Origin of the sequence: Salinicola sp. LHM, assembly GCF_034479735.1 — a bacterium.
Classification (GTDB): domain Bacteria; phylum Pseudomonadota; class Gammaproteobacteria; order Pseudomonadales; family Halomonadaceae; genus Salinicola; species Salinicola salarius.
Genome location: NZ_CP140261.1, coordinates 3,456,011 through 3,479,392, shown reverse-complemented (window position 1 = coordinate 3,479,392; position 23,382 = coordinate 3,456,011). Strand labels below are relative to the sequence as shown.

At 65.4% G+C, this 23,382-nt stretch carries 16 protein-coding genes and 1 pseudogene; 9 read left to right on the top strand and 8 right to left on the bottom strand.

From position 1 onward, the window contains the following. Nucleotides 1-93 precede the first annotated feature (93 nt). The 4 genes from ptsP (at nucleotide 94) to R5R73_RS15825 (ending at nucleotide 6,540) form a co-directional block, all read left to right on the top strand. Entirely contained in the window at nucleotides 94-3,018 is a 2,925-nt protein-coding gene (gene ptsP, locus R5R73_RS15840) for a phosphoenolpyruvate--protein phosphotransferase (protein WP_322528007.1), read from the top strand. Beyond that, nucleotides 3,018-3,983 carry a 1-phosphofructokinase gene (gene pfkB, locus R5R73_RS15835; protein ID WP_322528006.1) on the top strand — a complete coding sequence of 322 codons (966 nt, stop codon included), beginning with the start codon at nucleotides 3,018-3,020 and terminating at the stop codon, nucleotides 3,981-3,983. The genes ptsP and pfkB overlap by 1 nt, the downstream gene beginning before the upstream one ends. Before the next feature lie 26 nt (nucleotides 3,984-4,009). Continuing rightward, entirely contained in the window at nucleotides 4,010-5,803 is a 1,794-nt protein-coding gene (locus tag R5R73_RS15830; protein ID WP_322529614.1) for a PTS fructose-like transporter subunit IIB, read from the top strand. Between the two features lie 194 nt (nucleotides 5,804-5,997). After that, entirely contained in the window at nucleotides 5,998-6,540 is a 543-nt protein-coding gene (locus R5R73_RS15825; protein WP_276231995.1) for an O-acetyl-ADP-ribose deacetylase, read from the top strand. A 48-nt stretch (nucleotides 6,541-6,588) separates the two neighbouring features. Here R5R73_RS15825 and R5R73_RS15820 read toward each other — a convergent pair whose 3' ends face one another. The 4 genes from R5R73_RS15820 to folB all read right to left on the bottom strand — a co-directional run bounded on the left by R5R73_RS15820 (nucleotide 6,589) and on the right by folB (nucleotide 9,905). Then, entirely contained in the window at nucleotides 6,589-7,281 is a 693-nt protein-coding gene (locus R5R73_RS15820) for a response regulator (protein ID WP_322528005.1), read from the bottom strand. 15 nt (nucleotides 7,282-7,296) lie between these two features. Next, on the bottom strand, nucleotides 7,297-8,886 hold the full coding sequence (locus tag R5R73_RS15815) for an ATP-binding protein (RefSeq protein ID WP_322528004.1): 1,590 nt from the start codon (nucleotides 8,884-8,886) through the stop codon (nucleotides 7,297-7,299). A 123-nt stretch (nucleotides 8,887-9,009) separates the two neighbouring features. After that, nucleotides 9,010-9,552, bottom strand: a complete 543-nt coding sequence (gene folK, locus R5R73_RS15810) for a 2-amino-4-hydroxy-6-hydroxymethyldihydropteridine diphosphokinase (RefSeq protein WP_303856497.1) — start codon at nucleotides 9,550-9,552, stop codon at nucleotides 9,010-9,012. Next, the gene (gene folB / locus R5R73_RS15805; RefSeq protein WP_087718278.1) at nucleotides 9,552-9,905 is read right to left on the bottom strand and encodes a dihydroneopterin aldolase; all 354 of its coding nucleotides are present in this window, start codon (nucleotides 9,903-9,905) and stop codon (nucleotides 9,552-9,554) included. The genes folK and folB overlap by 1 nt, the downstream gene beginning before the upstream one ends. A 148-nt stretch (nucleotides 9,906-10,053) precedes the next feature. Here folB and R5R73_RS15800 point away from each other — a divergent pair, with 148 nt between their 5' ends. Then, entirely contained in the window at nucleotides 10,054-10,737 is a 684-nt protein-coding gene (locus R5R73_RS15800; RefSeq protein ID WP_322528003.1) for a glycerol-3-phosphate acyltransferase, read from the top strand. Here R5R73_RS15800 and tsaD read toward each other — a convergent pair. Further along, nucleotides 10,718-11,746 (bottom strand): tRNA (adenosine(37)-N6)-threonylcarbamoyltransferase complex transferase subunit TsaD, encoded by a 1,029-nt coding sequence (tsaD, locus tag R5R73_RS15795; protein ID WP_322528002.1) that lies wholly within the window; start codon nucleotides 11,744-11,746, stop codon nucleotides 10,718-10,720. The two genes, R5R73_RS15800 and tsaD, sit on opposite strands and share 20 nt — an antisense overlap. A 301-nt stretch (nucleotides 11,747-12,047) precedes the next feature. Between tsaD and rpsU the strand changes: the two genes are divergently transcribed. From rpsU to R5R73_RS19305, 4 genes and pseudogenes are all read left to right on the top strand, one after another. Next, nucleotides 12,048-12,263, top strand: a complete 216-nt coding sequence (gene rpsU, locus R5R73_RS15790) for a 30S ribosomal protein S21 (RefSeq protein ID WP_075560838.1) — start codon at nucleotides 12,048-12,050, stop codon at nucleotides 12,261-12,263. Nucleotides 12,264-12,498: 235 nt separating this feature from the next. Continuing rightward, nucleotides 12,499-14,403 (top strand): DNA primase, encoded by a 1,905-nt coding sequence (dnaG, locus tag R5R73_RS15785; protein ID WP_322528001.1) that lies wholly within the window; start codon nucleotides 12,499-12,501, stop codon nucleotides 14,401-14,403. 266 nt (nucleotides 14,404-14,669) lie between these two features. Next, nucleotides 14,670-16,517, top strand: a complete 1,848-nt coding sequence (gene rpoD / locus R5R73_RS15780; RefSeq protein ID WP_071231493.1) for an RNA polymerase sigma factor RpoD — start codon at nucleotides 14,670-14,672, stop codon at nucleotides 16,515-16,517. A 193-nt stretch (nucleotides 16,518-16,710) separates the two neighbouring features. Then, nucleotides 16,711-17,016, top strand: a pseudogene (locus tag R5R73_RS19305) (hypothetical protein); the annotation flags it as partial. Here the strand turns inward: R5R73_RS19305 and R5R73_RS15775 are convergent. The 3 genes from R5R73_RS15775 to R5R73_RS15765 form a co-directional block, all read right to left on the bottom strand. Further along, nucleotides 16,931-20,890 (bottom strand): NahK/ErcS family hybrid sensor histidine kinase/response regulator, encoded by a 3,960-nt coding sequence (locus R5R73_RS15775; protein ID WP_322528000.1) that lies wholly within the window; start codon nucleotides 20,888-20,890, stop codon nucleotides 16,931-16,933. The pseudogene R5R73_RS19305 and the gene R5R73_RS15775 sit on opposite strands and share 86 nt — an antisense overlap. Nucleotides 20,891-20,986: 96 nt before the next feature. Continuing rightward, nucleotides 20,987-21,502: a hypothetical protein gene (locus R5R73_RS15770; protein ID WP_110635484.1), complete on the bottom strand. Its 516-nt coding sequence runs from the start codon at nucleotides 21,500-21,502 to the stop codon at nucleotides 20,987-20,989. A gap of 91 nt (nucleotides 21,503-21,593) precedes the next feature. Beyond that, nucleotides 21,594-23,378, bottom strand: a complete 1,785-nt coding sequence (locus R5R73_RS15765) for a sodium:solute symporter family protein (protein ID WP_322527999.1) — start codon at nucleotides 23,376-23,378, stop codon at nucleotides 21,594-21,596. Between the last annotated feature and the right edge of the window lie 4 nt (nucleotides 23,379-23,382).

Below are 23,382 nucleotides of genomic sequence, written 5' to 3'. Positions count from 1 at the left end.
AGCAAAAAGTCGGAACATCGCGATGTCCCGGTGGTATCGGAAGCGCCGCTGCCCCATGCTACGGACATCGAACGACCATTCGGAGAGATCGTTATGCTGACCCTCCAGCCGCAGGACGCGGCGCTCAATTGCCAGGCCGACAGCTGGCAGGATGCACTGGATCAGGCCGCCGCGTCGCTGCACCGGGCCGGCCTGGTCGAGGCGAGCTATCGCGACGCGCTGCACACCCGCGAGGCGCAGGGTTCGACCTTCCTCGGCAGCGGTATCGCCATTCCCCACGGCACCCCGGAAAGCCGCGAACAGATTCACCGCACCGGCGTGCGGCTGCTGCAGTTTCCCCAAGGCGTGACATGGCACGACGGCAACCGCGTCTATCTGCTGGTGACGATCGCCGCCGCCAGCGACGAACATCTGGACGTGCTGCGGCGATTGACGCACGTGCTCGACGACGAGAGCGTGGCCGAACGCCTGGCCAACGCCGACACGGCCGAGGCGATGGTCGCTCTGCTGGCCAAACCTCGGCTCAAGGCGCGTCTGGATGCCGGCACGCTCTGCCTGGGCTTTCCGGCGCGGGACCGTTTCGAGCTGGCGCTGGCGGCGGCCGCGCGGCTGCGCCAGGCCGAGTGCGTCGATGCGCGCTTCGTTGCCGCGATCACCGAGCAGGAACCGATCCCGCTGGGCCAGGGGCTGTGGCTGGTGAGCGCTGCCGCAGGCGTCAGTCAGCCGGCGCTGGCGCTGGCGACGCCGGAGCGCTCGTTCACCGGCCCGAAAGGCGTGGTCAATGGCGTGTTCTGCGTGGCGGCGCAAGGCGACGTTCATCGGGAGCTGCTGGAGCGGCTGGCGGATCTGCTGGATAGCGGCGAAGGCGAAGCGCTGGTCGACGTCGATGCCGACCACGTTCTGGCGCGGCTGTCCGGCGAGTCGAGCCACGCCGAGACTGCTCGCGTGACACTGCTCAACGCTCACGGACTGCACGCCCGCCCGGCCAAGCTGCTGGTCCAGGCGGCCCGCGAGCAGTCCGTGCCGGTTCGCGTGCGGCTGATGGAAGGCGCGGCGGAGACGGTTTCCGCCGCCAGCCTGACCAAGGTGATCGGGCTCGGCGCCCGGCGCGGCCAGACGCTGATCTTCTCCGCCGAAGGCGGGGGCGAGGGTAAGAGTGCCCAGGCAGCATTGGCGGCGATGGTCGCCGCCGTCAAGGGTGGGCTCGGCGAGTCCGTTCGGCCGCTGGCGGATGCCGCCGGCGCCAGCCACGTCTCGCGGCGCGATGCCGTGGGCGAGGCAACGGGCGAGATCCCCGGAACGGCGGCACCGGAGCCCATCGCCGACGATACCGCGTTGCCCGCCACCGCCGCCTCGCCGGGGCTGGCGATCGCGCCGGTCTTCGTGATGCGCGCGCCCAGCTTCGACTATCCCGAGCGGGCCCGCGATCTGGCGCCGGAAAAACAAGGTGGCGCAGAACGTCAGCGCGAGCGCCTGCGCGCCAGCCTGGTCGAAGCGCGTGACCAGTTGCGGGCGTTGATCGGCACCGCCAAGGGCGGGGACGTGGCCGAGATTCTCTCCATGCATGCCGAGATGCTCGATGATCCCGAGCTGCACGAGGCTGCCTTCGAGGGCATGCGCGACGGCATGAGCGCCGAAGCGGCGTGGTGGCAGGCGATCGATACCGCCGCCCGCGCCCAGGAGGTGCTGGCGGATCGGCTGCTGGCCGAGCGCGCCGCCGACCTGCGCGACGTGGGGCGTCGCGTGCTGGGCGTGCTGTGCGGGGTCTCCATGCCGGCACCGCCGCAGCGCCCGTACATTCTGGTCACCGACGATATCGGCCCCTCCGACGTGGCGCGCCTCGATACCGCCCAGGTGCGGGGGCTGTTGACCGCCCGTGGCGGCGCGACCTCGCACAGCGCGATTCTGGCGCGCGCTTTGGGTATTCCTGCCGTGGTCGGTGCCGGTGAGCGAGCGCTGACACTCGCCAACGACGATGAGCTGATTCTCGACGGCGATCTCGGTCGCGTGATCGTGCGGCCCAGTGCAGAGCGCCGCGATCGTGCCGAACTGCGACTCAAGGAGCTGGGGCGGCTGCGTCGCGAAGCGCACGGCCTGCGCTTCGAAGAGGGCCGCACGGCGGATGGCCGGCGTATCGAAGTCGCTGCCAATCTGGGCAACACCGCCCATGCCGAAGATGCGGTCGAACATGGCGCCGAAGGCGTCGGATTGCTGCGCACCGAGTTCCTGTTCATGGCGCATCCCGAAGCGCCGGATCTGGAGACCCAGATCGGCGAGTACCGGCGTGCCTTCGATGCGCTCGACGGCCGCCCGCTGGTGGCGCGTACGCTGGATGTCGGCGGCGACAAGCCGCTGCCCTACTGGCCGGTAGCGGCGGAGGACAACCCCTTCCTCGGCCTGCGGGGCATCCGGCTGGCGCTGACCCGCCCGGACGTGCTGGAAACCCAGCTGCGGGCGCTGCTCACCGCCGCCGGGGATCGTCCGCTGCGGATCATGTTCCCGATGGTCAAGGACGTCGACGAGTACCGTCAGGCCAGGGCGATCGTCGACCGGCTGCAGCAGGAGATTGGCGCGTCCGATGTCCAGGTCGGCGTGATGATCGAGATTCCCTCCGCGGCGCTGCTGGCGCCGAGCCTGGCGGCGGAGGTCGACTTCTTCTCCATCGGCACCAACGACCTGACCCAGTACACCCTGGCGATCGACCGCGGCCATCCCGAGCTGTCGTCCCAGGCGGACGGCCTGCATCCGGCGGTGCTGCGGCTCATCCGCATGACCGTGGATGCGGCTCACGCCGAGGGCAAGTGGGTCGGCGTCTGCGGCGAGCTGGGCTCGGACGCTGCCGCCGTGCCGGTGCTGGTCGGGCTAGGCGTCGACGAGCTCTCGGTCTCCGTGCGCCAGGTGCCGATGGTCAAGGCACGCCTGCGCGGGATCACCGAGGAGAGCGCCCGCCTGCACGCCGAGACGGCGCTGGCCCAGGCCACCAGCCAGGCCGTGCGCGATGCGCTGGAGGCGCTCTAATGGCGCACGTGCTGGTGGTGACGCTCAATCCGGCGCTGGATCTGTCGATCCAGCTGCCGCGGCTCGAGCCGGGCGCGGTCAATCGCACGCGGTCGTCGCATCTGGCGGCGGCCGGCAAGGGCCTCAACGTGGCGCAGGTGCTGGTGTCGCTAGGTCACCGGGTCACGCTGTCCGGCTTTCTGGGGGCGGACAACGACACTGCGTTCGTCCAGGCCTGTCGGCGCGACGGGATCGAGGATGCCAGCCTGCGTCTGCCCGGCGAGACCCGGATCAACGCCAAACTGGCCGAGGACGACGGTCGCGTGACCGACATCAACGGCCCGGGCATCGAGGTCTCCGAGGCGGCGCTGGCCGAATTGACGGCCGATCTGGTCGCGCGCTGCAAGGCGACATCGCCGGCTGCGGTCGTGGTGACCGGCAGCCTGCCGCCGGGCGCGACGCCGGAGGCGCTGGCGGCGCTGATTCGAGCGCTCAAGGCCAGCGGTGTGCCGGTCTGGATCGACACCAGCGGCCCGGCCCTGACCGCGGCGCTGGCGGTATTGCCCGACGCGGCCAAGCCCAATGAACAGGAACTGGCCGACTGGGCCGGCGGCCCGCTGACCGATCCGGCGGCCCAGCTCGATGCGGTCCGGCGTCTGCACGCTTCCGGCGTCGAGGAGGCGATCCTGTCGCTGGGTGGTGACGGCGTGCTGTGGGTCAGCCGGCGCGGAGAGTGGCGCGCCACGCCGCCCCGGGTCGAGGTCCGGAATACGGTGGGCGCGGGCGATACGCTGCTGGCCGCCCTGCTGCATGGCGTGATCGCGGATCAATCACCGCAGGAGGCGCTGCGCCAGGCGACGGCACTGGCCGCCGAAGCGGTGCGCCATATCGGTGTCGGCAATCCGCACGCCGGCGACTTCCAGGAATTACTGCAACAGACGAGCGTCAGCCGCTGCGGCGAAGCGCGCGTCGGGGGGAATGCATGAACGGGGAACGTATGGATGGGGAGCGCATGAACGTCATTCTGATTACCGCCTGCCCCAGCGGCATGGCGACGACCTTTCTGGCTGCGAGACGCCTGGAGCAGGCCGCCAAGCGTCGCGGCTGGGAGGCCCGGACGGAGATGCATGGCGAGCTCGAAGCCGTCACGCCGGTGTCGGAAGCGGCGATCGCCGCGGCGGATCTGATCGTCGTCGCAGCAGAGCGGGTGCCCGAAGCCGCTCGCTTCGATGGCAAGCGGCTCTATCGCGCGCCGATCCAGCAGGCGCTGCCCGACCCCGAGGCATTTCTCGAACGCGCCGCCCGCGAGGCGACGACGTTCGATGCCGCCAGCGAGCCCGCGGCGCCTCCGACGGCGAAGTCGCCCGAGGCTTCCGGCGTCAAGCGCATCGTCGCGGTCACGGCCTGCCCGACCGGCGTGGCGCACACCTTCATGGCGGCCGAAGCGCTGGAGCAGGCCGGGCGGGCGCTGGGCCATCGGATTCATGTCGAGACGCAGGGATCGGTGGGTGCGCAGAACCCGATCAGTGACGAGGATATCGAAGCGGCGGATGTGGTGCTGCTGGCCTGCGACATCGAGATCGACGACGCCCGCTTCGCCGGCAAGCGGGTCTATCGCACTTCCACCGGCAGCGCGCTCAAGCAGCCGCAGCAGACGATCCAGCGCGCGCTGGACGAGGCGCAGGTGGAGTCGGCCGGCAGCGAGCGCAAGAGCGGCGGATCCCCGAAGAGCGCCAAGGAGCGTGGGTTCTACAAGCACCTGCTGACCGGGGTCTCGTTCATGCTGCCGATGGTGGTGGCGGGCGGGCTCTGTATCGCGCTCTCGTTCGTGTTCGGAATCAAGGCCTTCGAGCAGGAAGGGACGCTGGCGGCGGCGCTGATGCAGATCGGCGGCGGCACCGCCTTTGCGCTGATGGTGCCGGTGCTGGCCGGTTACATCGCCTATTCGATTGCCGACCGTCCGGGCATCGCGCCGGGCATGATCGGCGGGATGCTGGCTTCGACGCTGGGCGCCGGCTTCATCGGCGGGATTCTGGCCGGCTTCCTGGCCGGCTACTCGGCCAAGGCGGTGACGCGCTACGTCAAGCTGCCGGCCAGCGTGGAGTCGCTGAAGCCGATCCTGATCATTCCGCTGCTGGCGAGCCTGGTCACCGGCCTGATCATGATCTACGTGGTCGGCACGCCGGTGGCGGCGGTTCTGTCGGCATTGACCGCTTTCCTCAACGACATGGGCTCGACCAACGCGGTCCTGCTGGGCGTGCTGCTCGGCGCGATGATGTGCTTCGACCTGGGCGGGCCGGTCAACAAGGCAGCTTATACCTTCGGCGTCGGGCTGCTCTCGACCGAGACCTACATGCCGATGGCTGCGATCATGGCTGCGGGCATGGTGCCGGCCATCGGGATGGGCCTGGCGACGTTCCTGAGGCGCAGCCGGTTCGCCCAGGCCGAGCGCGAGGCGGGCAAGGCGTCGTTCGTGCTGGGGCTCTGTTTCATCAGCGAGGGGGCGATACCTTTTGCCGCCAAGGATCCGCTGCGCGTGATTCCGGTGTCGATGGTCGGCGGCGCGGTGACCGGGGCGCTCTCCATGTGGTTCGGCGTCAAACTGATGGCACCGCACGGCGGCCTGTTCGTGCTGCTGATCCCGAATGCCGTCAACCTGGCGCTGCTCTATCTGCTGGCCATCGCTGCCGGCTCGGTCATCACCGGCGTCGGCTACGCCCTGCTCAAGCGTGGCGAGGCAGGCATGACGCCGGCCGCTGCCTCGTCCGAGCCCACGCCCGCCGAGGCGAGCCGTCAGGCCTCCTGATTCGAAACGGCTCTGGTTCGGAACGGCTCTGGTTCGAAACGGCTCTGGTTCGAACCGGCCTAGGTTCGCCAGCGTCGGCATCGCAGCCTACATTGTTTGAAACGATGGGTTGGCAAACACGGGTTGGCAGCGATTCGGTCGTTGCCAACCTTTTGCGTTTTGCCAATCGGGTGTTCGTGAACTGGAGGGAGGCTATGAAGATTCACTGGCAGGGCGACCGTCTGGTCGTTGCCGAGGGCGATATCACCCGCTTCGATGGTGATGCGATCGTCAATGCCGCCAACAAGAGTCTACAGGGCGGTGGTGGCGTCGATGGCGCAATCCATCGCGCAGCCGGCCCCGAACTTCTCGAGGCGTGCCGCGAATTGCGACGCACGACCTGGCCGGAGGGGCTACCCGTGGGCGAAGTGGCGATGACGCCGGGGTTCCGGCTGCCGGCCTCTCATGTGATCCACACCGTGGGGCCGGTTTTCGCCAAGTCGGCGGATCGCTCCGAACAGCTGGCCGACTGTTACCGTAACTCGCTGCGACTGGCGGAAGAGCATCGATTCACGCGGCTGGCGTTTCCGGCCATCTCGACCGGTGTCTACGGTTATCCGGCCGATGCAGCTGCCGCCATCGTGGCCGGCGTGATGCGCGAGCTGCTGCCCACGCTTCCCGACCTCGAGGTGACGCTGCTGTTCTTCTCGGCGGCGAATGTCGATACCTTCCTGACCCACGGCGCCCCGGGCGGCTGACCGGGGCCGGCGCTTGCCGGCCAGCGTCGAGACCGGGCCGGGAAGGCATCACTCCTCGGGCTGATACTTGTAGCCGACGCCGTAGACCGAGCGGATGATGTCGCGGTCCGGCCAGACATCGGCGATCTTGCGCCTGAGCTTCTTGACGTGACTATCGACGGTACGCTCGGAAACGATGCGATGATCGCGATACATGTGATCCATCAACTGGTCGCGGGAGAAGATGCGGCCCGGACTATGCATCATCACCTTGAGGAGCTGGAACTCGACGGCGGTGAGATTCAGATCCTCGCTGCCCGCCATCGCGCGCCAGCCATCTTCGTCCAGCGTCAGGCGGTCGCCTTCGGAGAGCGACTCGTCCGCGCCGGTGGTGCCGTAGCTGCGGCGCAGCACGGCCTTGACGCGAGCCACGACTTCCCGGGGGCTGAAGGGTTTGCAGATATAGTCGTCGGCGCCCAGTTCGAGCCCCAGCAGGCGATCCACTTCCTCGACACGGGCGGTCAGCATGATCACCGGAATGGTGGGAAATCGTTCGCGGATCTGGCGGCACAGGGTGAGGCCATCGGTGCCGGGCAGCATCAGGTCGAGCAGGATCAGCATCGGCTGGTTCTCCTCCAGCCACGCCATCACGGCGTTGCCGTGATCGATGTGATCGGAAGCGTAGCCGCTCTTCGACAGATAGTCGGCGACCAGGCGTGCGATCTTGGGTTCGTCCTCGACGATCAGAATGGTGTCGTTCATCAAACCGGCTCCCTGTCAGTTGGCGTGGCTGCCGTGTCTATCGGATGGTTCGTTATATCGCTTGCTGGATCTTTCATCGGGCTGTTCGTGGCACGGCGCATGGGCGGGCGGACCGGATGAATCGTCGGCGCGCTCGGTGAATGATTCCGTGGCCATGTCGGCGGGAAGCTCCCGCGGAAACGTCAGCGTCCAGCGCAAACCGCCGAGTGGCGAAACCGAGGGCACCAGCGTGCCGCCCTGCGCTTCGATCAGCGCATTGGCGATCGACAGCCCCAGGCCGCTGCCACCGCTGCGGCGATTGCGCGACCCTTCCACCCGGTACAGCCGTTCGGTCAGGCGGGGCAGTTCGTCCTCCGACACGCCGGGGGCGGTGTCCTCCCAGACGACGGTCGCCTGATCGCCATGGCGCTTCAGCGTGACGCGCAGCGTGCCGGGGCTGTCGGTATAGGCGATGGTGTTGGACAGCAGGTTGTCCCAAAGCTGACGCAGACGCTGGCTGTCGGCACGCACCCACAGCGGTTCGGTTTCGAGCTGAAGCGCGAGGCCGAGGCTTTCCAGTCTCGGCTGACTGTCTTCGAGACGCTGCACCAGCGACTCCTCGAGATCCACGGGCACGAGGTGCATGTCCAGCGCGCCGGCGTCGCTCTGGGCCAGCAGGCGCAAGTCCTCGACCAGATGCCCGAGCTGGTCGACCTCCTGCTGCAACGATCCCAGGTTGTCCACCGACAGAGGGCGGACGCCGTCCTGCATGGCTTCGATTTCGCCTCGCAGCACTGCCAGCGGCGTGCGCAGCTCATGGGCGATATCGGCGACCCAGCGCTGGCGCGCGCGACGGTTGGCCTCGAGCGTCTCGGCGAGCTGGTTGAAATCCGCCGAGAGACGCGAGAGCTCGTCGCGGCCGCGTTCGGAAAGGCGCACGCTGTAGTCTCCCAAGGTCAGGCGGCGCGTGGCCAGGGTCATGAGCCGGGCACGACGGCCCAGCCACCAGGCGAGCCCGCCGGCCAGGAGCAGGGAGGCGAGAAACAGCGAACCGACGATGATGGTCAGGTTGCGCTGCTGGCGCTCGAGAAAGATCTGGTCCATCCGCGCCATCAGCCGTTCCGGCGGCAGGTAGCCCAGTTGGCCGACCAGCTTGTCACCACTGCGGATCGGCACGAAATGGGGCTCCGGCGGCGGCGGCATGTCCAGGTCGCCCCGGGGAGGCGGCTTGAGCAGGGGCTCGCCGATCACCGGATTGCTCAGCTCGTCGAGCAGGACATAGCCGCGGGCGTCGGAAAATTCGCGGTCGATCCCGCTGGGAGGGCGCTTCTCGCTGGACCAGAGCTGGCTGCGCACCAGACTTTGCCAGGCGCGAGGATTGTCGCGCAGCCACTGCCAGCTGCCGCGCTGTGTCCACTGTTCGCCCAGTGCGTTGGCCAGTGTCTCGGCGCGTGTCGACTGGCTGCGCTCGAGATAGTTGACGAAACCTTCGTCCAGGCTGCGCGAGACGAACACGAACACCAGTCCGCTGATCAAGACGTTGGTGATCAGGATGATGGCGAACAGTTTGATGCCGAGACGCGACAGTCGAGGCCAGTCGCGCCATCTGCTATACGATAAGGACATGGGATCCGGCTTTTTCACGGGCGGTATCGATTCCTCCAGTGTGTCTCAACGCGCAGCAGTGACAGTTCAGACAATGGGCAAAGAAGATGGAGATTGCGAGTGCTTCATCGTTGCTGGTTGCCGTCAGGCATCGGTGGCGCGGGAAACGAGTCGGCCTTTCCACCGGAAGTCCACCGGCCAGTGAGGTTGAGCGCGGGATTGATCGGCGGCGTCGAAGGCGGCCCATAGCGCCCCGAACGTGCGGCCGTCGACCGGATGGGCGTGGGAGGGCAGCAGGTCGGCCAGCGGGTGCAGCACGAAAGCGTAGCGCAGAATGTCTTCGCGCGGCAGGCAGGCGTCGCCATGGCGGCCGACGGCCTCGCCCCACAGCAGCAGGTCGATGTCCAGCGTGCGGGCGACGAACTTGGTCGGGCCGGCGGGCCGGCCATTGTCGCGCTCGATGCGCTTGCAGCGGTCGTTGAGCGCGGTCGGCGACAGCTCGGTCTCGAACGCCACCACCAGATTGTAGAAGGGGCGATCGTCCTCGAAGCCGACTGCGGGACTCTCGTAAACCGGGGAGAGTCGTAGCGGGGCCGGGTCGGCGAGGGTTGCCAGCGCGTCCAGGGCGCGGGTCAGGTGATGCCGGCGTTGGATGTTGCTGCCCAGCCCGAGAACGGCCAGCGGCATCAGTCGGCACTGCGCTCGATGCGAATGCCCACGGCGCGTGCCGCGGCCACGGCGCCGGGCTTGCGCACGGTCAGGCGTAGCTGGCGGACGCCGAATTCGTCGATCAGCAGTGCCGCGACGCGCTCGGCGAAGGTTTCCACCAGGCCGTGGGCGTTGGCGTCGGCGTAATCGGCAAGACGCTGACAGATGGCGGCGTAGTCGAGCGTCCGGTCGAGGTCGTCGTCCCGGGCGGCCGGGCGGATATCGGTGCCGAGTTCCAGATCCAGCTCCAGGCGTTGGCGCACCGTACGTTCCCAGTCATAGACGCCGATGACCGTCTCCAGGCTCAAGCCTTCGATCAATACCTGATCCACGCTAACTCCTCGTCGGCAGCGATGCTTTTGGCGGTGATTGCCATCGGCGGGCCGTTCCCGCTCGACGCAACGGCCATCGATTGTACGCGAGGAGAGTGGCAGAATCAGGGCTCGATGATGACCGCCACGCGGCCAGGGGAGTGTTGTCTTGCCACCGATCCTTGTTACCGGCCTGCTGGTGGGGGCCGGCTATCTCAGCGGTTCGCTGCTCGGGGCGATCTGGGTATGCCGTGCCTGGGGCCTGCGCGATCCTCGCTGGGCGGGCTCGGGGAATCCGGGATTTTCCAATGTGCTGCGTGCCTTCGGCTGGCGGCCGGCGCTGGTGACGCTGACCATCGATGCCGCCAAGGGCATGCCGGTGCTGTGGCTGGCCTGCGCGGCGTCGCTGTCGGTCTGGTCCCAGGGGCTGGTCGGCCTCGGCGTGCTGATCGGGCACAGCTGCCCGGTCTGGCATCGGGGGCGCGGCGGCAAGGCGGTGGCTAGTGCGTTCGGCGTGCTGCTGATGCTGGCGACGCCAGTGGCGCTGATCTGCGCGACCTGCTGGTTCCTGCTCGCCTGGCGGGTGCGCACGGCGGCGGTGGCCTCGCTGGCCACGGCGTTGATGGCGCCGCTGCTGAGTTATTGGCTAGTGCCGCCGATGACGGGCGTCATCTGCGTGTTCTCTCTACTGGTTCTGGCTCGGCACGCCTGGAACATCCGGTTGTGGCGGGAGCGACGCCGCGAAACGCACGAACCAGCGCTGGCCGATCCGTTCGACGAAGAAGATGCCCTGTGCGATCGCCGCGGGCTCAGGCAACAGGACGGCCAGCAGGTCAGACCGCAGGAGGAGTGAGCTCCGCCAGCGGCCAGCGTGGGCGAGGCTGCAGGGTCTGGCTGCGCTGGCCGGCGGCGAGACGCTGCGCGCCGGCGTAGGCGATCATCGCGCCATTGTCGGTACAGAAGTGGCCACGCGGGTAGAACGCCTGGGCGCCCAGTTTGGCGAGTGCCGTATCCAGCGTCTCGCGCAGGCGCCGATTGGCGCTGACGCCACCGGCAACGACCAGGCGTTTCCGCCCGCTCTCCTTGAGGGCGCGCCGGCACTTGATCACCAGCGTGTCGACCACGGCATCCTCGAAGGCGCGGGCGACGTCGGCGCGCGCCTGGGCGTCGAGGGCGTCCTGTTCGCGAAGCGTGCGCAGTGCGGTCAGGGTGTGGGTCTTCAGTCCGGAGAAGCTGAAATCGAGCCCCGGCCGGTCGGTCATCGGGCGGGGAAAGCGAAAGCGCTCGCTGCGCCCCTGCTCGGCCAGCGCGGCCACCTGCGGGCCGCCGGGGTAGGGGAGTTCCAGCATCTTGGCGACCTTGTCGAACGCTTCGCCGGCCGCATCGTCGACGGATTCCCCCAGCAGCCGATAGTCGCCCAGGCCGCGGACGTCCACGAGCTGGGTGTGCCCACCGGAAACCAGCAGGGCGACGAAGGGAAACGCCGGCGGATTCTCCTCCAGCATCGGCGCCAGCAGGTGGCCTTCCATGTGATGCACGCCGAGTACGGGGATTCCGAGTGCGCGCGCCATGCCGTGAGCGGTGCAGGCACCCACCATCAGCGCGCCGACCAGGCCGGGGCCGGCAGTGTAGGCGATGGCATCGAGATCGCGCTTGGCCAACCCGGCCTCGTCGAGCACCTGATCCACCAGTGGCAGCAGCTTGCGGGTGTGATCGCGGGAGGCGAGTTCCGGCACCACGCCGCCAAATTCGGCATGTAGCGCTATCTGACTGTAGAGCGCATCGGCCAGTAGCCCGGCCTCGGTGTCATAGAGGGCGACGCCGGTTTCGTCGCAGGAGGTTTCGATGCCCAGCACGCGCATGATCGGGTGTCCGTCGGGGTCGTGAAGCGAAAAGGGGCGTTAGTTTACGCTGTCGAAAAGCCATTTGCATTGGTTCCGGGGCGCGACTAGAATACTCTGCTCTGTAGAACTGGGTCGTGCGCCTTTAACACGTCCTCGGCTGTCGATCGATCTCGTGAGACAGATCTGGGCCGGGAAGATCCGGATAGCGACACGTCAGGATTCGAAGCCTTTCGCGGCGTTGTCTCGAATTTCTCGGGTCGTGCGTTCAAAAGGGCGTGCGTTCAAACCGAACTCAATTCCCAAGGTAGGTGAGTGCTTCATGCCCGCTGTTAAAGTACGTGATAACGAGCCGTTCGACGTCGCGCTGCGTCGCTTCAAACGCTCCTGCGAAAAAGCCGGAGTCCTGTCCGAAGTCCGCCGTCGCGAAACTTACGAAAAGCCCACTGCAGTCCGCAAGCGTAAAGCCGCGGCTGCCGTGAAGCGTCATGCCAAGAAGTTGCAGCGTGAGCGTAAGCGTTTCGAACGCTTGTATTGATCCGTACTGCGGGTGACTTCGGTCACCCCAGAGGGACGATCAAACGGCCGCCGTTCAGGTGGCCGTTTGTTTTTGTTCCGCTGCCATTGCGCCAACGTCCATGGGATCAAGATCCATGTCGGCGCGGATGCAGTGTTTTCTTGCCTGTCCTATCTTCAGCTGGATATCTCTCCATGACAGGCATGGCAGTTCGCAGCCTGGCCTGCGAGCGGATCCCCCGAGAGCGTCTGATGATATGGCCGGACAGATTTCCCAACGTTTCATCGATGACCTGTTGGCCCGTACCGACATCGTCGATGTGATTTCCGAGCGGGTGCAGCTCAAGAAAAGCGGGCGCAACCACAGCGGCCTCTGCCCGTTCCATCAGGAAAACTCCCCGTCGTTCACGGTAAGCCACGACAAGCAGTTCTATCACTGCTTCGGCTGCAGCGCGCACGGCAATGCGCTGCGGTTTCTGATGGAGTTCGACAATCTGCGCTTTCCCGAAGCGGTCGAGCAGTTGGCATCCCGGGCAGGTATGCAGGTCGAGCGGGAAGGCGGCGAGGATCCGGGAGCGCGTCAGCGTCAGCAGAAGCGTGAAGAGGGCGTCAATCTGCTGGAGCTGGCTTCGCGCTTCTTTCGCGAGCGCCTGGCGCTCGGCGGCGGACGCCAGGCCCGGGAGTATCTCGATCGTCGCGGCCTGAGCCAGGAGATCATCCGGGATTTCGGCATCGGTTACGCCGAGGACGAGTGGGAGTCGCTCAAGCGCTATCTGCTGCAACAGGGCATCAGCGAAGCGGTCCAGGTCGAGTACGGGCTGCTGGTGCACCGCGAAGAGACCGGACGCACCTACGATCGGTTTCGTGACCGGGTGATGTTTCCGATTCGCGACTGGAAAGGCCGCACCATCGCCTTCGGTGGCAGGGTGCTGGGCGATGCCAAGCCCAAGTATCTCAATTCGCCGGAGACGCCGGTCTTTCACAAGGGACGCGAACTCTACGGACTGTTCGAGGCGCGTCAGGCCAATCGGCAGCTCTCCCGGGTTCTGGTGGTCGAAGGCTACATGGATGTGGTCGCGCTGGCGCAGTTCGGCATTCGCAACGCCTGCGCCACCCTGGGTACGGCGCTGACGACGGACCATCTGCAGCGGCTGTTCCGGCTGGTCGACGAGGTGGTGTTCTGCTTCGATGGCGACAACGCCGGCCGTCAGGCTGCGCGTCGCTCGTTGCAGACGGCGCTGCCGTCGATGATCGATGGGCGGCAGGTGCGATTCCTGTTCCTGCCCGAGGGCGAAGACCCCGATACGGTGGTTCGCCAGGAAGGTCAGGAGGCGTTCGAGAAGCGCATCACCTGCGCCAGCCCCCTGTCGGAGTTTCTGTTCGAGCAGGCGGCGGAAGGGCGTGATCTCAAGCAGGTGGAAGGGCGCGAGCGCTTCGTGACGGCGGTGCTGGACGCCCTGAAACTTTTACCGGAAGGCGTGCTCAAATCGCTGCTGGTCAAGGAGCTGTCGGTCAGAAGCGGGATAGACCAGTCGCACTTCGCCGGCTGGCTGGAGAAGCACGCGATGCCTGAGCCGCGCCAGGCGATGACGCCGGACGCTGGCTACGAAGCGCTGATGATGACCTCGGATGGCGATATCGACGCCACTTCAGACCCGGGCGTGACGGTCGATAATAGCAATAATCGTGCAAGGCGGCGCGGACTCCCGGCATCTCGCCCAGGAACTGCTACGCTTTCTCTGAGCATTCCGGCTCGGATATTGCATCTGTTGTTGCACGAACCGGGATTGGTCGAGGGGCTGCCGGAGACGGTCGAGTGGTGTCCGATCGAAGCATCCGATGGGCGCTTGTGCCGCGAAGTGGTGCAGTTGTTGCGCGCCGGACGCTATCGCAGCCCCCAGGTACTACTGGCTCACTTCCACGGCAGCGCGGACGGTGAGCGCCTCGATCAGCTGGCGCGTCGTGAACTGGAAATTCCGCGCGACGTCCGGGCCAGCGAGCTGGAAAACTGGGTACGTTATCTCGAGCGCGAGAGCGCCCGTTTGACGCCGGTGGAGGAGTACCACCAGCTGCTGGAAAAGAGCCGTCAACCGGGAGCGCTCAGCAGCGCGGACAAGCAGCGCCTGAGAGAGCTGATCGGAAAGTTGGCCGGAGGGCCGTGAGCCACGAGGTTCGTGGGGGTACGAATGTCGCGATTGAAATCAGGACTACTAGCAAGGAAGCGTGGAGTGGTCAATCGACAGGGCGGTCGAAAGGTTGAAATGGCGGTGATCGCCACCAGATAGGTTAACCAAGCACACTAGCACACCTGGCAGGCAAGGTAATAGAAGCTGGCAGCAAAAAGCGGGGGCGCGCTATACTAGCCGGCTTTTGGGTCGTCGCGCCGTCACCCCAGGTGCTTCATTCTTCTTCGTCGAGTAGGGTTTCTATGGCTGGAAATGCGCAGCAGTCACGTTTGAAGGAGCTGATCGCACGCGGCAAAGAGCAGGGCTTCCTGACTTATGCCGAAGTGAACGATCACCTCCCCGAAGATATCGCTGATCCGGATCAGGTGGAAGACATTATCTCCATGATCAACGACATGGGGATCAATGTCGTCGAGGAGGCACCTGACGAAGACACGCTGATGATGTCCGACGATTCCACCGACGAATCCGCGGCGGAAGAGGCCGTGGCGGCGTTGGCAGCGGTGGAGAGCGATGTCGGACGTACGACCGACCCGGTGCGCATGTACATGCGCGAGATGGGCACGGTGGAACTGCTGACCCGCGAAGGCGAAATCCTGATTGCCAAGCGCATCGAGGAAGGCCTGCGGGAAGTCATGTCCTCCCTGGCCTATCTGCCCGGCGCGGTGGATTCCATTCTCGACGTCTACGATCAGACCCAGGACGAGGAAGCTCCCGGACGCCTCTCGGATCTGTTCTCCGGTTTCATCGATCCTGACGAAGGGATCCCCGGGGTCGCCGAAGTCGAGATGCCGGAAGAAGTCGAAGCCGACATCAGCGGCGACGAAGACGACGAAGACGACGAAGACAGCGAAGACGACGACAACGCAAGCGAAGGCGGCCCCGATCCCGAAGAGGCACGGGTGCGCTTCGAGCAGATTCGCGAGCAGAACGAAGCGGCCAAGGCGGCTATCGAGAAGCACGGGCGCGGCTCCGAAGAAGCCGATATCGAGCAGGCGCGTCTGGCCGAGCTGTTCTCGCCGATCAAGCTGTCGCCCAAGCATTTCGAGCGTCTGGTCGGCCAGGTACGGATCAGTGTCGATCAGGTACGGAGCCAGGAAAAGGCGATCATGCAGGTGTTCGTCAAGCAGGGCAAAGTGCCGCGCAAGACGTTCATCAGCTCGTTTCTGGGCAACGAAACCGCCGAAGGCTGGTTCGACGAATTCATTGCCAAGAACGGCAAGTATGCCGATCGTCTCGAACCGTTCCGTGGTGACGTGCAGCGCGCCCAGCGCAAGATCGGTTTCGAGCAGGAAATGGTGCTGCTCGACGTCGGCCAGCTGAAGGAAGTCAATCGCCGTCTTTCCATTGGCGAGGCCAAGGCGCGGCGTGCCAAGAAGGAGATGGTCGAGGCCAACCTGCGTCTGGTCATCTCGATCGCCAAGAAGTACACCAACCGCGGTCTTCAGTTCCTGGATCTGATCCAGGAGGGCAACATCGGCCTGATGAAGGCGGTGGATAAGTTCGAGTACCGCCGTGGCTACAAGTTCTCCACGTATGCCACCTGGTGGATTCGCCAGGCGATCACGCGTTCCATCGCGGACCAGGCCCGCACCATCCGTATTCCGGTGCACATGATCGAGACGATCAACAAGCTCAACCGCGTATCGCGGCAGATGCTGCAGGAGATGGGCCGCGAGCCTACCCCGGAAGAGCTGGGCGAGCGTCTCGAGATGCCGGAAGACAAGGTACGCAAGGTGCTCAAGATCGCCAAGGAACCGATCTCCATGGAGACGCCGATCGGTGACGACGAAGACTCGCACCTGGGCGACTTCATCGAGGACAGCACCATGGTGCTGCCGATCGACTCCGCCACCGGCGAAGGTCTGATCGAGGCCACCCGTAACGTTCTCGGCGGCCTGACCGCACGCGAAGCCAAGGTGCTGCGCATGCGCTTCGGCATCGACATGAACACCGACCACACGCTGGAAGAGGTCGGCAAGCAGTTCGACGTCACCCGCGAGCGTATCCGTCAGATCGAAGCCAAGGCGTTGCGCAAGCTGCGTCATCCGTCGCGTTCCGAGCCGCTGCGCTCGTTCCTCGACGAGTAGGACATAGCCGCAAGCCACGGGCTTCGGGCCGCGAGCAAAAGCTAGTTGCCTTGCTGTGCGGAGTGGTTTGATTTCGGCTTTGAATAAAAAATGTCAGCGGCGCTAGCGTCGCTGACATTTTTTTGTTCAAGGACGGCATCCTGATTTTCGAAGCCCGAAGCCCGAAGCCCGAAGCCCGAAGCCCGAAGCCCGAAGCCCGAAGCCCGAAGCCCGAAGCCCGAAGCCCGAAGCCCGAAGCCCGAAGCCCGAAGCCCGAAGCCCGAAGCCCGAAGCCCGAAGCCCGAAGCCCGAAGCCCGAAGCCCGAAGCCCGAAGCCCGAAGCCCGAAGCCCGAAGCCCGAAGCCCGAAGCCCGAAGCCCGAAGCCCGAAGCCCGAAGCCCGAAGCCCGAAGCCCGAAGCCCGAAGCCCGAAGCTTAGTCGCTCGACAGCCTCGCCGCACGACTCGCCTGCAGCGTTCGCGTCAGCAGGGCGCGCAGGGCGGCCGGGCGCACCGGCTTGAGCAGGATCTGGTAGCCGCCGCGCTTGATCTCCTCGGCGACTTCTTCGGTACGATCGGCGGTGATCACGATGCCCGGTACGGCTTGCTCGCAGAGCTCTTCCAGTGCTTCCAGGGCCATCATGCCGGTGACTTCGTTGTCGAGGTGGTAGTCCGCGAGAATCGCGTCCGGATCGCCACCCATGTTGCGAAGCGCCGACTTGGCGCCACCGATGGAGGTGGCCGTGTAGACTTCGCACTCCCAGCCTTCCAGCATCGCCTTCATGCCTTCGAGGATCAGGCGTTCATTGTCGATACAGAGAATGCGCGTGCCGGCCAGCTTGTTGCTGACCCGCTTGTTGGATGACGTCTCTTCCGGGGTGGCGGCGCCGCGACGATCGGCGATCATCGGGACGGAGACCGAGAACACGGTGCCTGCGCCGACCCGGGAGCGGACGAGAATCGGATGGTCCAGCACGCGGCTCATGCGCTCGGAGATCGACAGGCCCAGGCCCAGTCCGCGCTCGCTCTCCTTGTGGCGGGAGGCCTGATCGAGACGCCGGAATTCCTGGAAGATCTCGCTCAGCTTGGATTCCGGTATGCCGGGACCGGTATCCCAGACCTCGATCATTACCCGCCCGCCGGCGCGCCGGCAGCCCAGCAGGACGCGTCCCTGCTGGGTATAGCGCAGGGCATTGGACAGGAAGTTCTGAATGATGCGTCGCAGCATCTGGGCATCGCTGTCCACCCACAGGCTGGTCGTGACCATGTCCAGATCGAGGCCGCGATCGTCGGCCATGACTTCGAATTCGGCGCGCAGCGGACGCAGGATATCGGCCAGCGGGAACTGGCTGCGGCGCGGCGTGAGCGCGCCGGCGTCGAGCTTGGAGATGTCCAGCAGCGTGCCCAGCAGCTCCTCGGCAGCCTGCAGGGAGTTGTCGATATGGCCGATGGTGCGGCCGTGATCGGGATCCTCGATCTGCTGGCCCAGCGCCGAGGTGAACAGCCTGGCAGCATTGAGCGGTTGCAGCAGATCGTGACTGGCGGCGGCCAGAAAACGCGTCTTCGAAGCGTTGGCGTCCTCGGCGGTCTGCTTGGCCTGGCGCAGCGCCTGTTCGGCCTCGGCGCGAACGCGGTTTTCCTGGCGCAACGCCGCGTTGGCCTCCGATAGCGCCTGGGTACGCTCGCGAACCCGCTCCTCGAGGTTTTCATTGGTCTCGCGCAGGGCGATCTCTGCCAGCCGGCGCTCGGTGATGTCCTGATAGAGCGCGAAGAAGCCGAGGATCCGCCCCCCTTCGCCGAAGTGTGGCGTATAGGTCACCAGCATGTAGCGAATGCCGCCGTCGCCGTCGTCGAGAGAGATCTCGAAGGTGACCCGCTCGCCGCTCAGCGCACGCTGCATCCAGGGCGTGCGCTGACGCGCCGTCTGCGGCGGCAGTACCTTGTCCGCCCGCTCTCCGATCACCGCGTTGCGGTCGATCCCCATTGCCGCTTCGTAGGCGCGGTTGGTGAAGAGATAGCGACACTCCTTGTCGAAGTAGGCGATCAGCGCCGGCACGTTGTCGGTGTAGATACGAATGTTGCTTTCGGAGCGGATCAGCGCTTCCTCGGTGCGCTTCTGCTGCGTGATGTCCTGATAGGTGTAGACGAAGCCGCCACCCGGCATCGGGTTGCCCAGCACCTCGAGCACCGAGCCGTCGGGGCGGTAGCGCTCGTAGCGGTGCGGCTGGCCGCTGCGGATGTTCTCGATCAGCTGCTCGACGTGTTCCTCGGGGTCGCCGGGGCCGTATTCGCCGTTGTGGGCGTTGTAGCGGAACACCTTCTCCATCGGCGTGCCGACACGGATCAGGTTGTCGGGGAAGCGGAAGATTTCCAGATAGCGCTGGTTCCAGACCACCAGGTTGAGGTTCTGGTCGACCACGCCAATGCCCTGGTTGATGTTCTCGATGGTCGCCTGCAGCAGCGCCCGGTTGAATTCCAGCACTTGTGACGCTTCGTCGACGATCGAGATGACGTCCGAGATACCGATACCGCGGCCCTGGAGCGCGGAATTGACCACGATGCGGGATGACGACGCGCCAAGTACCGAGGCCAGCAGGCGTTCGGTGAACTGGATGACGTCGATCGAGGCTCGGGTGTTGTTGTCCATGGGCTTGGCGTTGCGCCGGGCGTAGTCCTCGAAGGCACGCTCGACCTGCGACTTGCCCAGGAAGCGCTCGCACAGCACCTTGAGGTCGCCCATGGTCGTGGCGCCCGTCCAGGGGCGGTTGACCGTGGTCTGACGGGTTTCGATGCTGTCGACGAACAGCGAGGCCTGAATGCGCTCGACGACCCGCTGCGGGGTCAACTGCGAGATGAAGATGTAGAAGAACAGGTTGAAGCCCAGCGACAGCATCACGCCGTGGGCGAAACTGTCGGTGACGTTGAGACCGAACAGATGCAGCGGCGAGAGCCACTCCAGCCCCAGCGGGCCGCCGGCCAGCCACGCATCCGGCAGCAGGTTGGCCTGGATCAGCGCCGGCATCAGCAGGGTATAGGCCCAGATCGCGAAACCGACGTTGAGACCGGTCACCACGCCCAGGCGATTGCCGCGCTTCCAGTAGAGCCCGCCAAGCAGCGCCGGGGCGAACTGGGCGGCGGCCGAGAGCGACAGCAGGCCGGTGGCGGCGAGCGAGCTGTACTCGGCGACCAGCTGGTAGAACAGGTAGGCCAGGGCGAGAATGACGACGATGGTGAGGCGTCGGGCGCGCAGCACCAACCGGCCGTAGTCCCGTGGCTGCTCCTCGAACCAGCGCAGCCGGAACAGCGCCGGCAGCACGATCTCGTTGGAGATCATGATCGCATTGGAGACGACGGCCATGATCACCATGCCGGTGGCCGCCGAGAGACCGCCGACGAAGGTCATCATCGCCAGCCACGGCTGGTCGGCGACGATCGGCAGGGCGAGGACATAGCTGTCCGGCGAAATGCCCTCGCCGGGAAACAGCGACAGCCCTGCAGCAGCCAGGGGCAGGACGAAGAAGCCGATGGCTACCAGATAGACCGGGAACAGCCAGCGGGCGCGCTTGGCATCGTCGGTGTGGGTATTTTCGACCACCGTGATATGGAACTGGCGGGGAAGGCAGAACACCGCCAGCATCGCCAGCAGCGTCTGGGTCCAGAAACTGGTATCGAAGTTCTGCTCGGTCAGCTGCTGCTGCAGCTTCAGATAGGTATCCGCGCGCGTCAGCAGTTCGCCCAGGCCATCGAACATGCCCCAGGTGACGTAGGCGCCCAGCACCAGAAAGACCAGCAGCTTGACCACCGATTCGAAGGCGATGGCCTGGATCAGCCCTTCGTGATGCTCGGTGGCGTTGGTATCGCGGGTGCCGAAGAGGATCGCGAAGACCGCCATGAAAATGGTGATGTAGAAGGCGGTGTCGTCGACGATCGGCGCCTTCACTGCATGGCCGTCGCTGGTCATCACGCGGAAGGCGCTGGAGACGGCTTTCAGCTGGAGGGCGATATAGGGCAGCGTGCCGATCAGGGCGATCAGGCTGGCAAAGGCGGCCAGCGATTGAGACTTGCCGTAGCGCGAGGCGATGAAATCGGCGATCGAGGTCACGTTCTGGCGCTTGGCGACACGGATCATCTTGGTGATCACCGGCCAGAACAGCAGGAACGCGAGCACCGGGCCGACGAAGATGCTGGCGAACGACCAACCCGATGTCGCGGCCTGGCCAACGCTGCCGTAGAAGGTCCAGGAGGTGCAGTAGACCGCCAGTGCCAGGCTGTAGACGATCGGCCGGCGGCTTGCGGCGCCGTGGCGTCTGGCGTGCCGATCCCCGCGCCAGGCAATGACGAACAGCGTGGCGACGTAGAGCAGTGCCACGACGATCAATAAACCGCCTTCGAACATGAACTCTCTCCCTTGATATGCGGCCATTCTAGGGCAACGCCTACCTCGAGGGCAGCCGCGATCCTGGGTTTGATGTCGATGGTGCCGCGTGCCGGATCAGCTTTCGGAGCAGACCGTCTCGAGTGGCGGGTCGTCGCCCGCGAGATGACGCAAACGGCCGATGTCGGGCTGGCGGCTATCGCCCACGAGCGGGACGCTCTCGCGAGCGCTGCAATTGACCAGATACGCCTGGTGGGTCAGCACGTCGCGATACTGCATTTCGAAACGATAGAGAACGAACTCGACGAGGCGCTCGCCGTTGGCTTGCGATTGCACCAGTTTGTCGCGGTCGACGACGCTGAACGCCGTCGTCAGCGGATAGAGGTAGGTCCATGGGCGCCATAACATCCGGCTCTTCTCGGTCGATACCACTTTCGCTGATTCGGGCAACTGCTGGCGCTTGTATTCATACCAGCCGTATTCGTAGTTGATCTGGTAGGCCAGTAGGCCCAGCCCCGCGCAGGCCGGGATGATCCAGCGCGGCAGACGTTTGCCGCTGAGAGAACGTAACAGTAGCGCCGCGCCGGCGGCGCCCAGGCCGGCGGAGGCTGCCGCGACCAAATGCCATATCATGGTGATTCCTTGCTCAAAGAATCGGGCTTCCCGCTGGGAAGCCCGATTCGAGTGGTGCCAGTTAGCCTGACTCTTCAGGAAGCATTGTCGCTTAGTGATCGATCGCGGCACCAGCCCCCTTGGGATAGCGCACGCTCTCCACCAGATCCTGAATTTCCTGCGGCGGCTCCTCGGTGACGCTGGAAACCATGTAGGCCACGGCGAAGTTGAGGATGGCGCCTACGGAGCCGATGGACAGCGGCGAAATGCCCATTACCCAGTTGGCTTCGGTGTCCGGCAGGTTGTTGGTATCGGGAATGAAGAACCAGCCCTTGTAGACGAAGATGTATACCAGGGTGAAGATCAGGCCCGAGAGCATGCCGGCGATCGCTCCCTTGTTGTTGATCCGCTTGGAGAAGATTCCCATCATCAGCGCGGGGAACAGCGAGGCGGCGGCGATACCGAAGGCCAGTGCCACGACCTGGGCGGCGAATCCGGGAGGATTGACGCCGAGGTACGTCGCGACCACGATCGCCACGGACATCGAAATGCGGGCTGCCCGCAGTTCGCCCCTTTCGGTGATCCTCGGATTGATCGCCCCTTTGATCAGGTCATGACTGATCGCCGAGGAGATCGCCAGCAACAGCCCGGCGGCGGTGGACAGCGCTGCGGCCAGGCCGCCCGCGGCGATCAGACCGATCACCCAGCCGGGCAGGTTGGCGATTTCCGGGTTGGCCAGCACCAGGATGTCGTTGCTGACCTCCAGCTCGTTGCCCTGCCAGCCGCGCCCGGAGAAGTCGGCGCTGTTGTTGTACATCTGGATGTTGCCGTCGTTGTTCTTGTCCTCGAAGGTGATCAGCCCGGTCTCTTCCCAGGTGCGGATCCAGCCGGGACGGTCCGTGTAGGCGATGGAGTTGGCTGTGACCTCTTCGACGTTCTCGATCTGACCCGCCGCCATGTCCGGGTAGATGGTGGTCACCAGGTTGAGGCGTGCCATCGAGGCCACGGCCGGCGCGGTCAGATAGAGCAGGCCGATGAACACCAGCGCCCAGCCGGCGGACCAGCGTGCGTCGGCGACCTTGGGAACGGTGAAAAAGCGCATGATGACGTGCGGCAGCCCCGCGGTGCCGATCATCAGCGATAGCGTGAACAGCACCATGTTCAGCTTGTTGTCGACCATCGCCGTGTATTCACTGAAGCCCAGTGCGGAGACGACTTCGTTGAGCTTGGCCAACAGCGGCTCGCCGGAGACGCTGTGATCGGAGAACAGGCCGAGCGGCGGTATCGGGTTGTCGGTCAGTTGCAGCGAAATGAACACCGCCGGGATGGTGTAGGCGATGATCAGCACGATGTACTGAGCCACCTGGGTATAGGTGATGCCCTTCATGCCTCCCAGGACCGAATAGAAGAACACGACAATGGCGGCGATGATGAGGCCGGTGGTCGCGTCGACTTCCAGGAAGCGCGAGAAGGCTACGCCGGCACCGGCCATCTGACCGATGACGTAGGTGAGCGAGGCGATGATCAGGCAGACCACCGCGACCATTCGGGCCGACCTGCTGTAGAAGCGATCGCCGATGAACTCGGGAACGGTGAACTTGCCGAACTTGCGCAAGTAAGGAGCCAGCAGCAGAGCCAGCAGGACATAGCCTCCGGTCCAGCCCATCAGGAAGGTGGAGGCGCCATAGCCTGCCGAGGCGATGATGCCCGCCATGGAAATGAACGAGGCGGCGGACATCCAGTCGGCGCCGATCGCCATGCCGTTGGTGATGGGGTGTACCCCGCCGCCTGCGACGTAGAAGTCCTTGGTCGAACCGGCCTTGGCCCAGATCGCAATGCCGATGTAGATGGCAAAGGAGCCGCCGACGAAGAGAACGTTGATGGCAAATTGACTCATGCAG

Bases quoted from the DNA above. Each gene is read 5' to 3' on its own strand.
- ptsP (WP_322528007.1), top strand. From the start codon at position 94: ATGCTGACCCTCCAGCCGCAGGACGCGGCGCTCAATTGCCAGGCCGAC.
- pfkB (WP_322528006.1), top strand. From the start codon at position 3,018: ATGGCGCACGTGCTGGTGGTGACGCTCAATCCGGCGCTGGATCTGTCG.
- R5R73_RS15830 (WP_322529614.1), top strand. From the start codon at position 4,010: ATGAACGTCATTCTGATTACCGCCTGCCCCAGCGGCATGGCGACGACC.
- R5R73_RS15825 (WP_276231995.1), top strand. From the start codon at position 5,998: ATGAAGATTCACTGGCAGGGCGACCGTCTGGTCGTTGCCGAGGGCGAT.
- R5R73_RS15820 (WP_322528005.1), bottom strand. From the start codon at position 7,281: ATGAACGACACCATTCTGATCGTCGAGGACGAACCCAAGATCGCACGC.
- R5R73_RS15815 (WP_322528004.1), bottom strand. From the start codon at position 8,886: ATGTCCTTATCGTATAGCAGATGGCGCGACTGGCCTCGACTGTCGCGT.
- folK (WP_303856497.1), bottom strand. From the start codon at position 9,552: ATGCCGCTGGCCGTTCTCGGGCTGGGCAGCAACATCCAACGCCGGCAT.
- tsaD (WP_322528002.1), bottom strand. From the start codon at position 11,746: ATGCGCGTGCTGGGCATCGAAACCTCCTGCGACGAAACCGGCGTCGCC.
- rpsU (WP_075560838.1), top strand. From the start codon at position 12,048: ATGCCCGCTGTTAAAGTACGTGATAACGAGCCGTTCGACGTCGCGCTG.
- dnaG (WP_322528001.1), top strand. From the start codon at position 12,499: ATGGCCGGACAGATTTCCCAACGTTTCATCGATGACCTGTTGGCCCGT.
- rpoD (WP_071231493.1), top strand. From the start codon at position 14,670: ATGGCTGGAAATGCGCAGCAGTCACGTTTGAAGGAGCTGATCGCACGC.
- R5R73_RS15775 (WP_322528000.1), bottom strand. From the start codon at position 20,890: ATGTTCGAAGGCGGTTTATTGATCGTCGTGGCACTGCTCTACGTCGCC.
- R5R73_RS15770 (WP_110635484.1), bottom strand. From the start codon at position 21,502: ATGATATGGCATTTGGTCGCGGCAGCCTCCGCCGGCCTGGGCGCCGCC.
- R5R73_RS15765 (WP_322527999.1), bottom strand. From the start codon at position 23,378: ATGAGTCAATTTGCCATCAACGTTCTCTTCGTCGGCGGCTCCTTTGCC.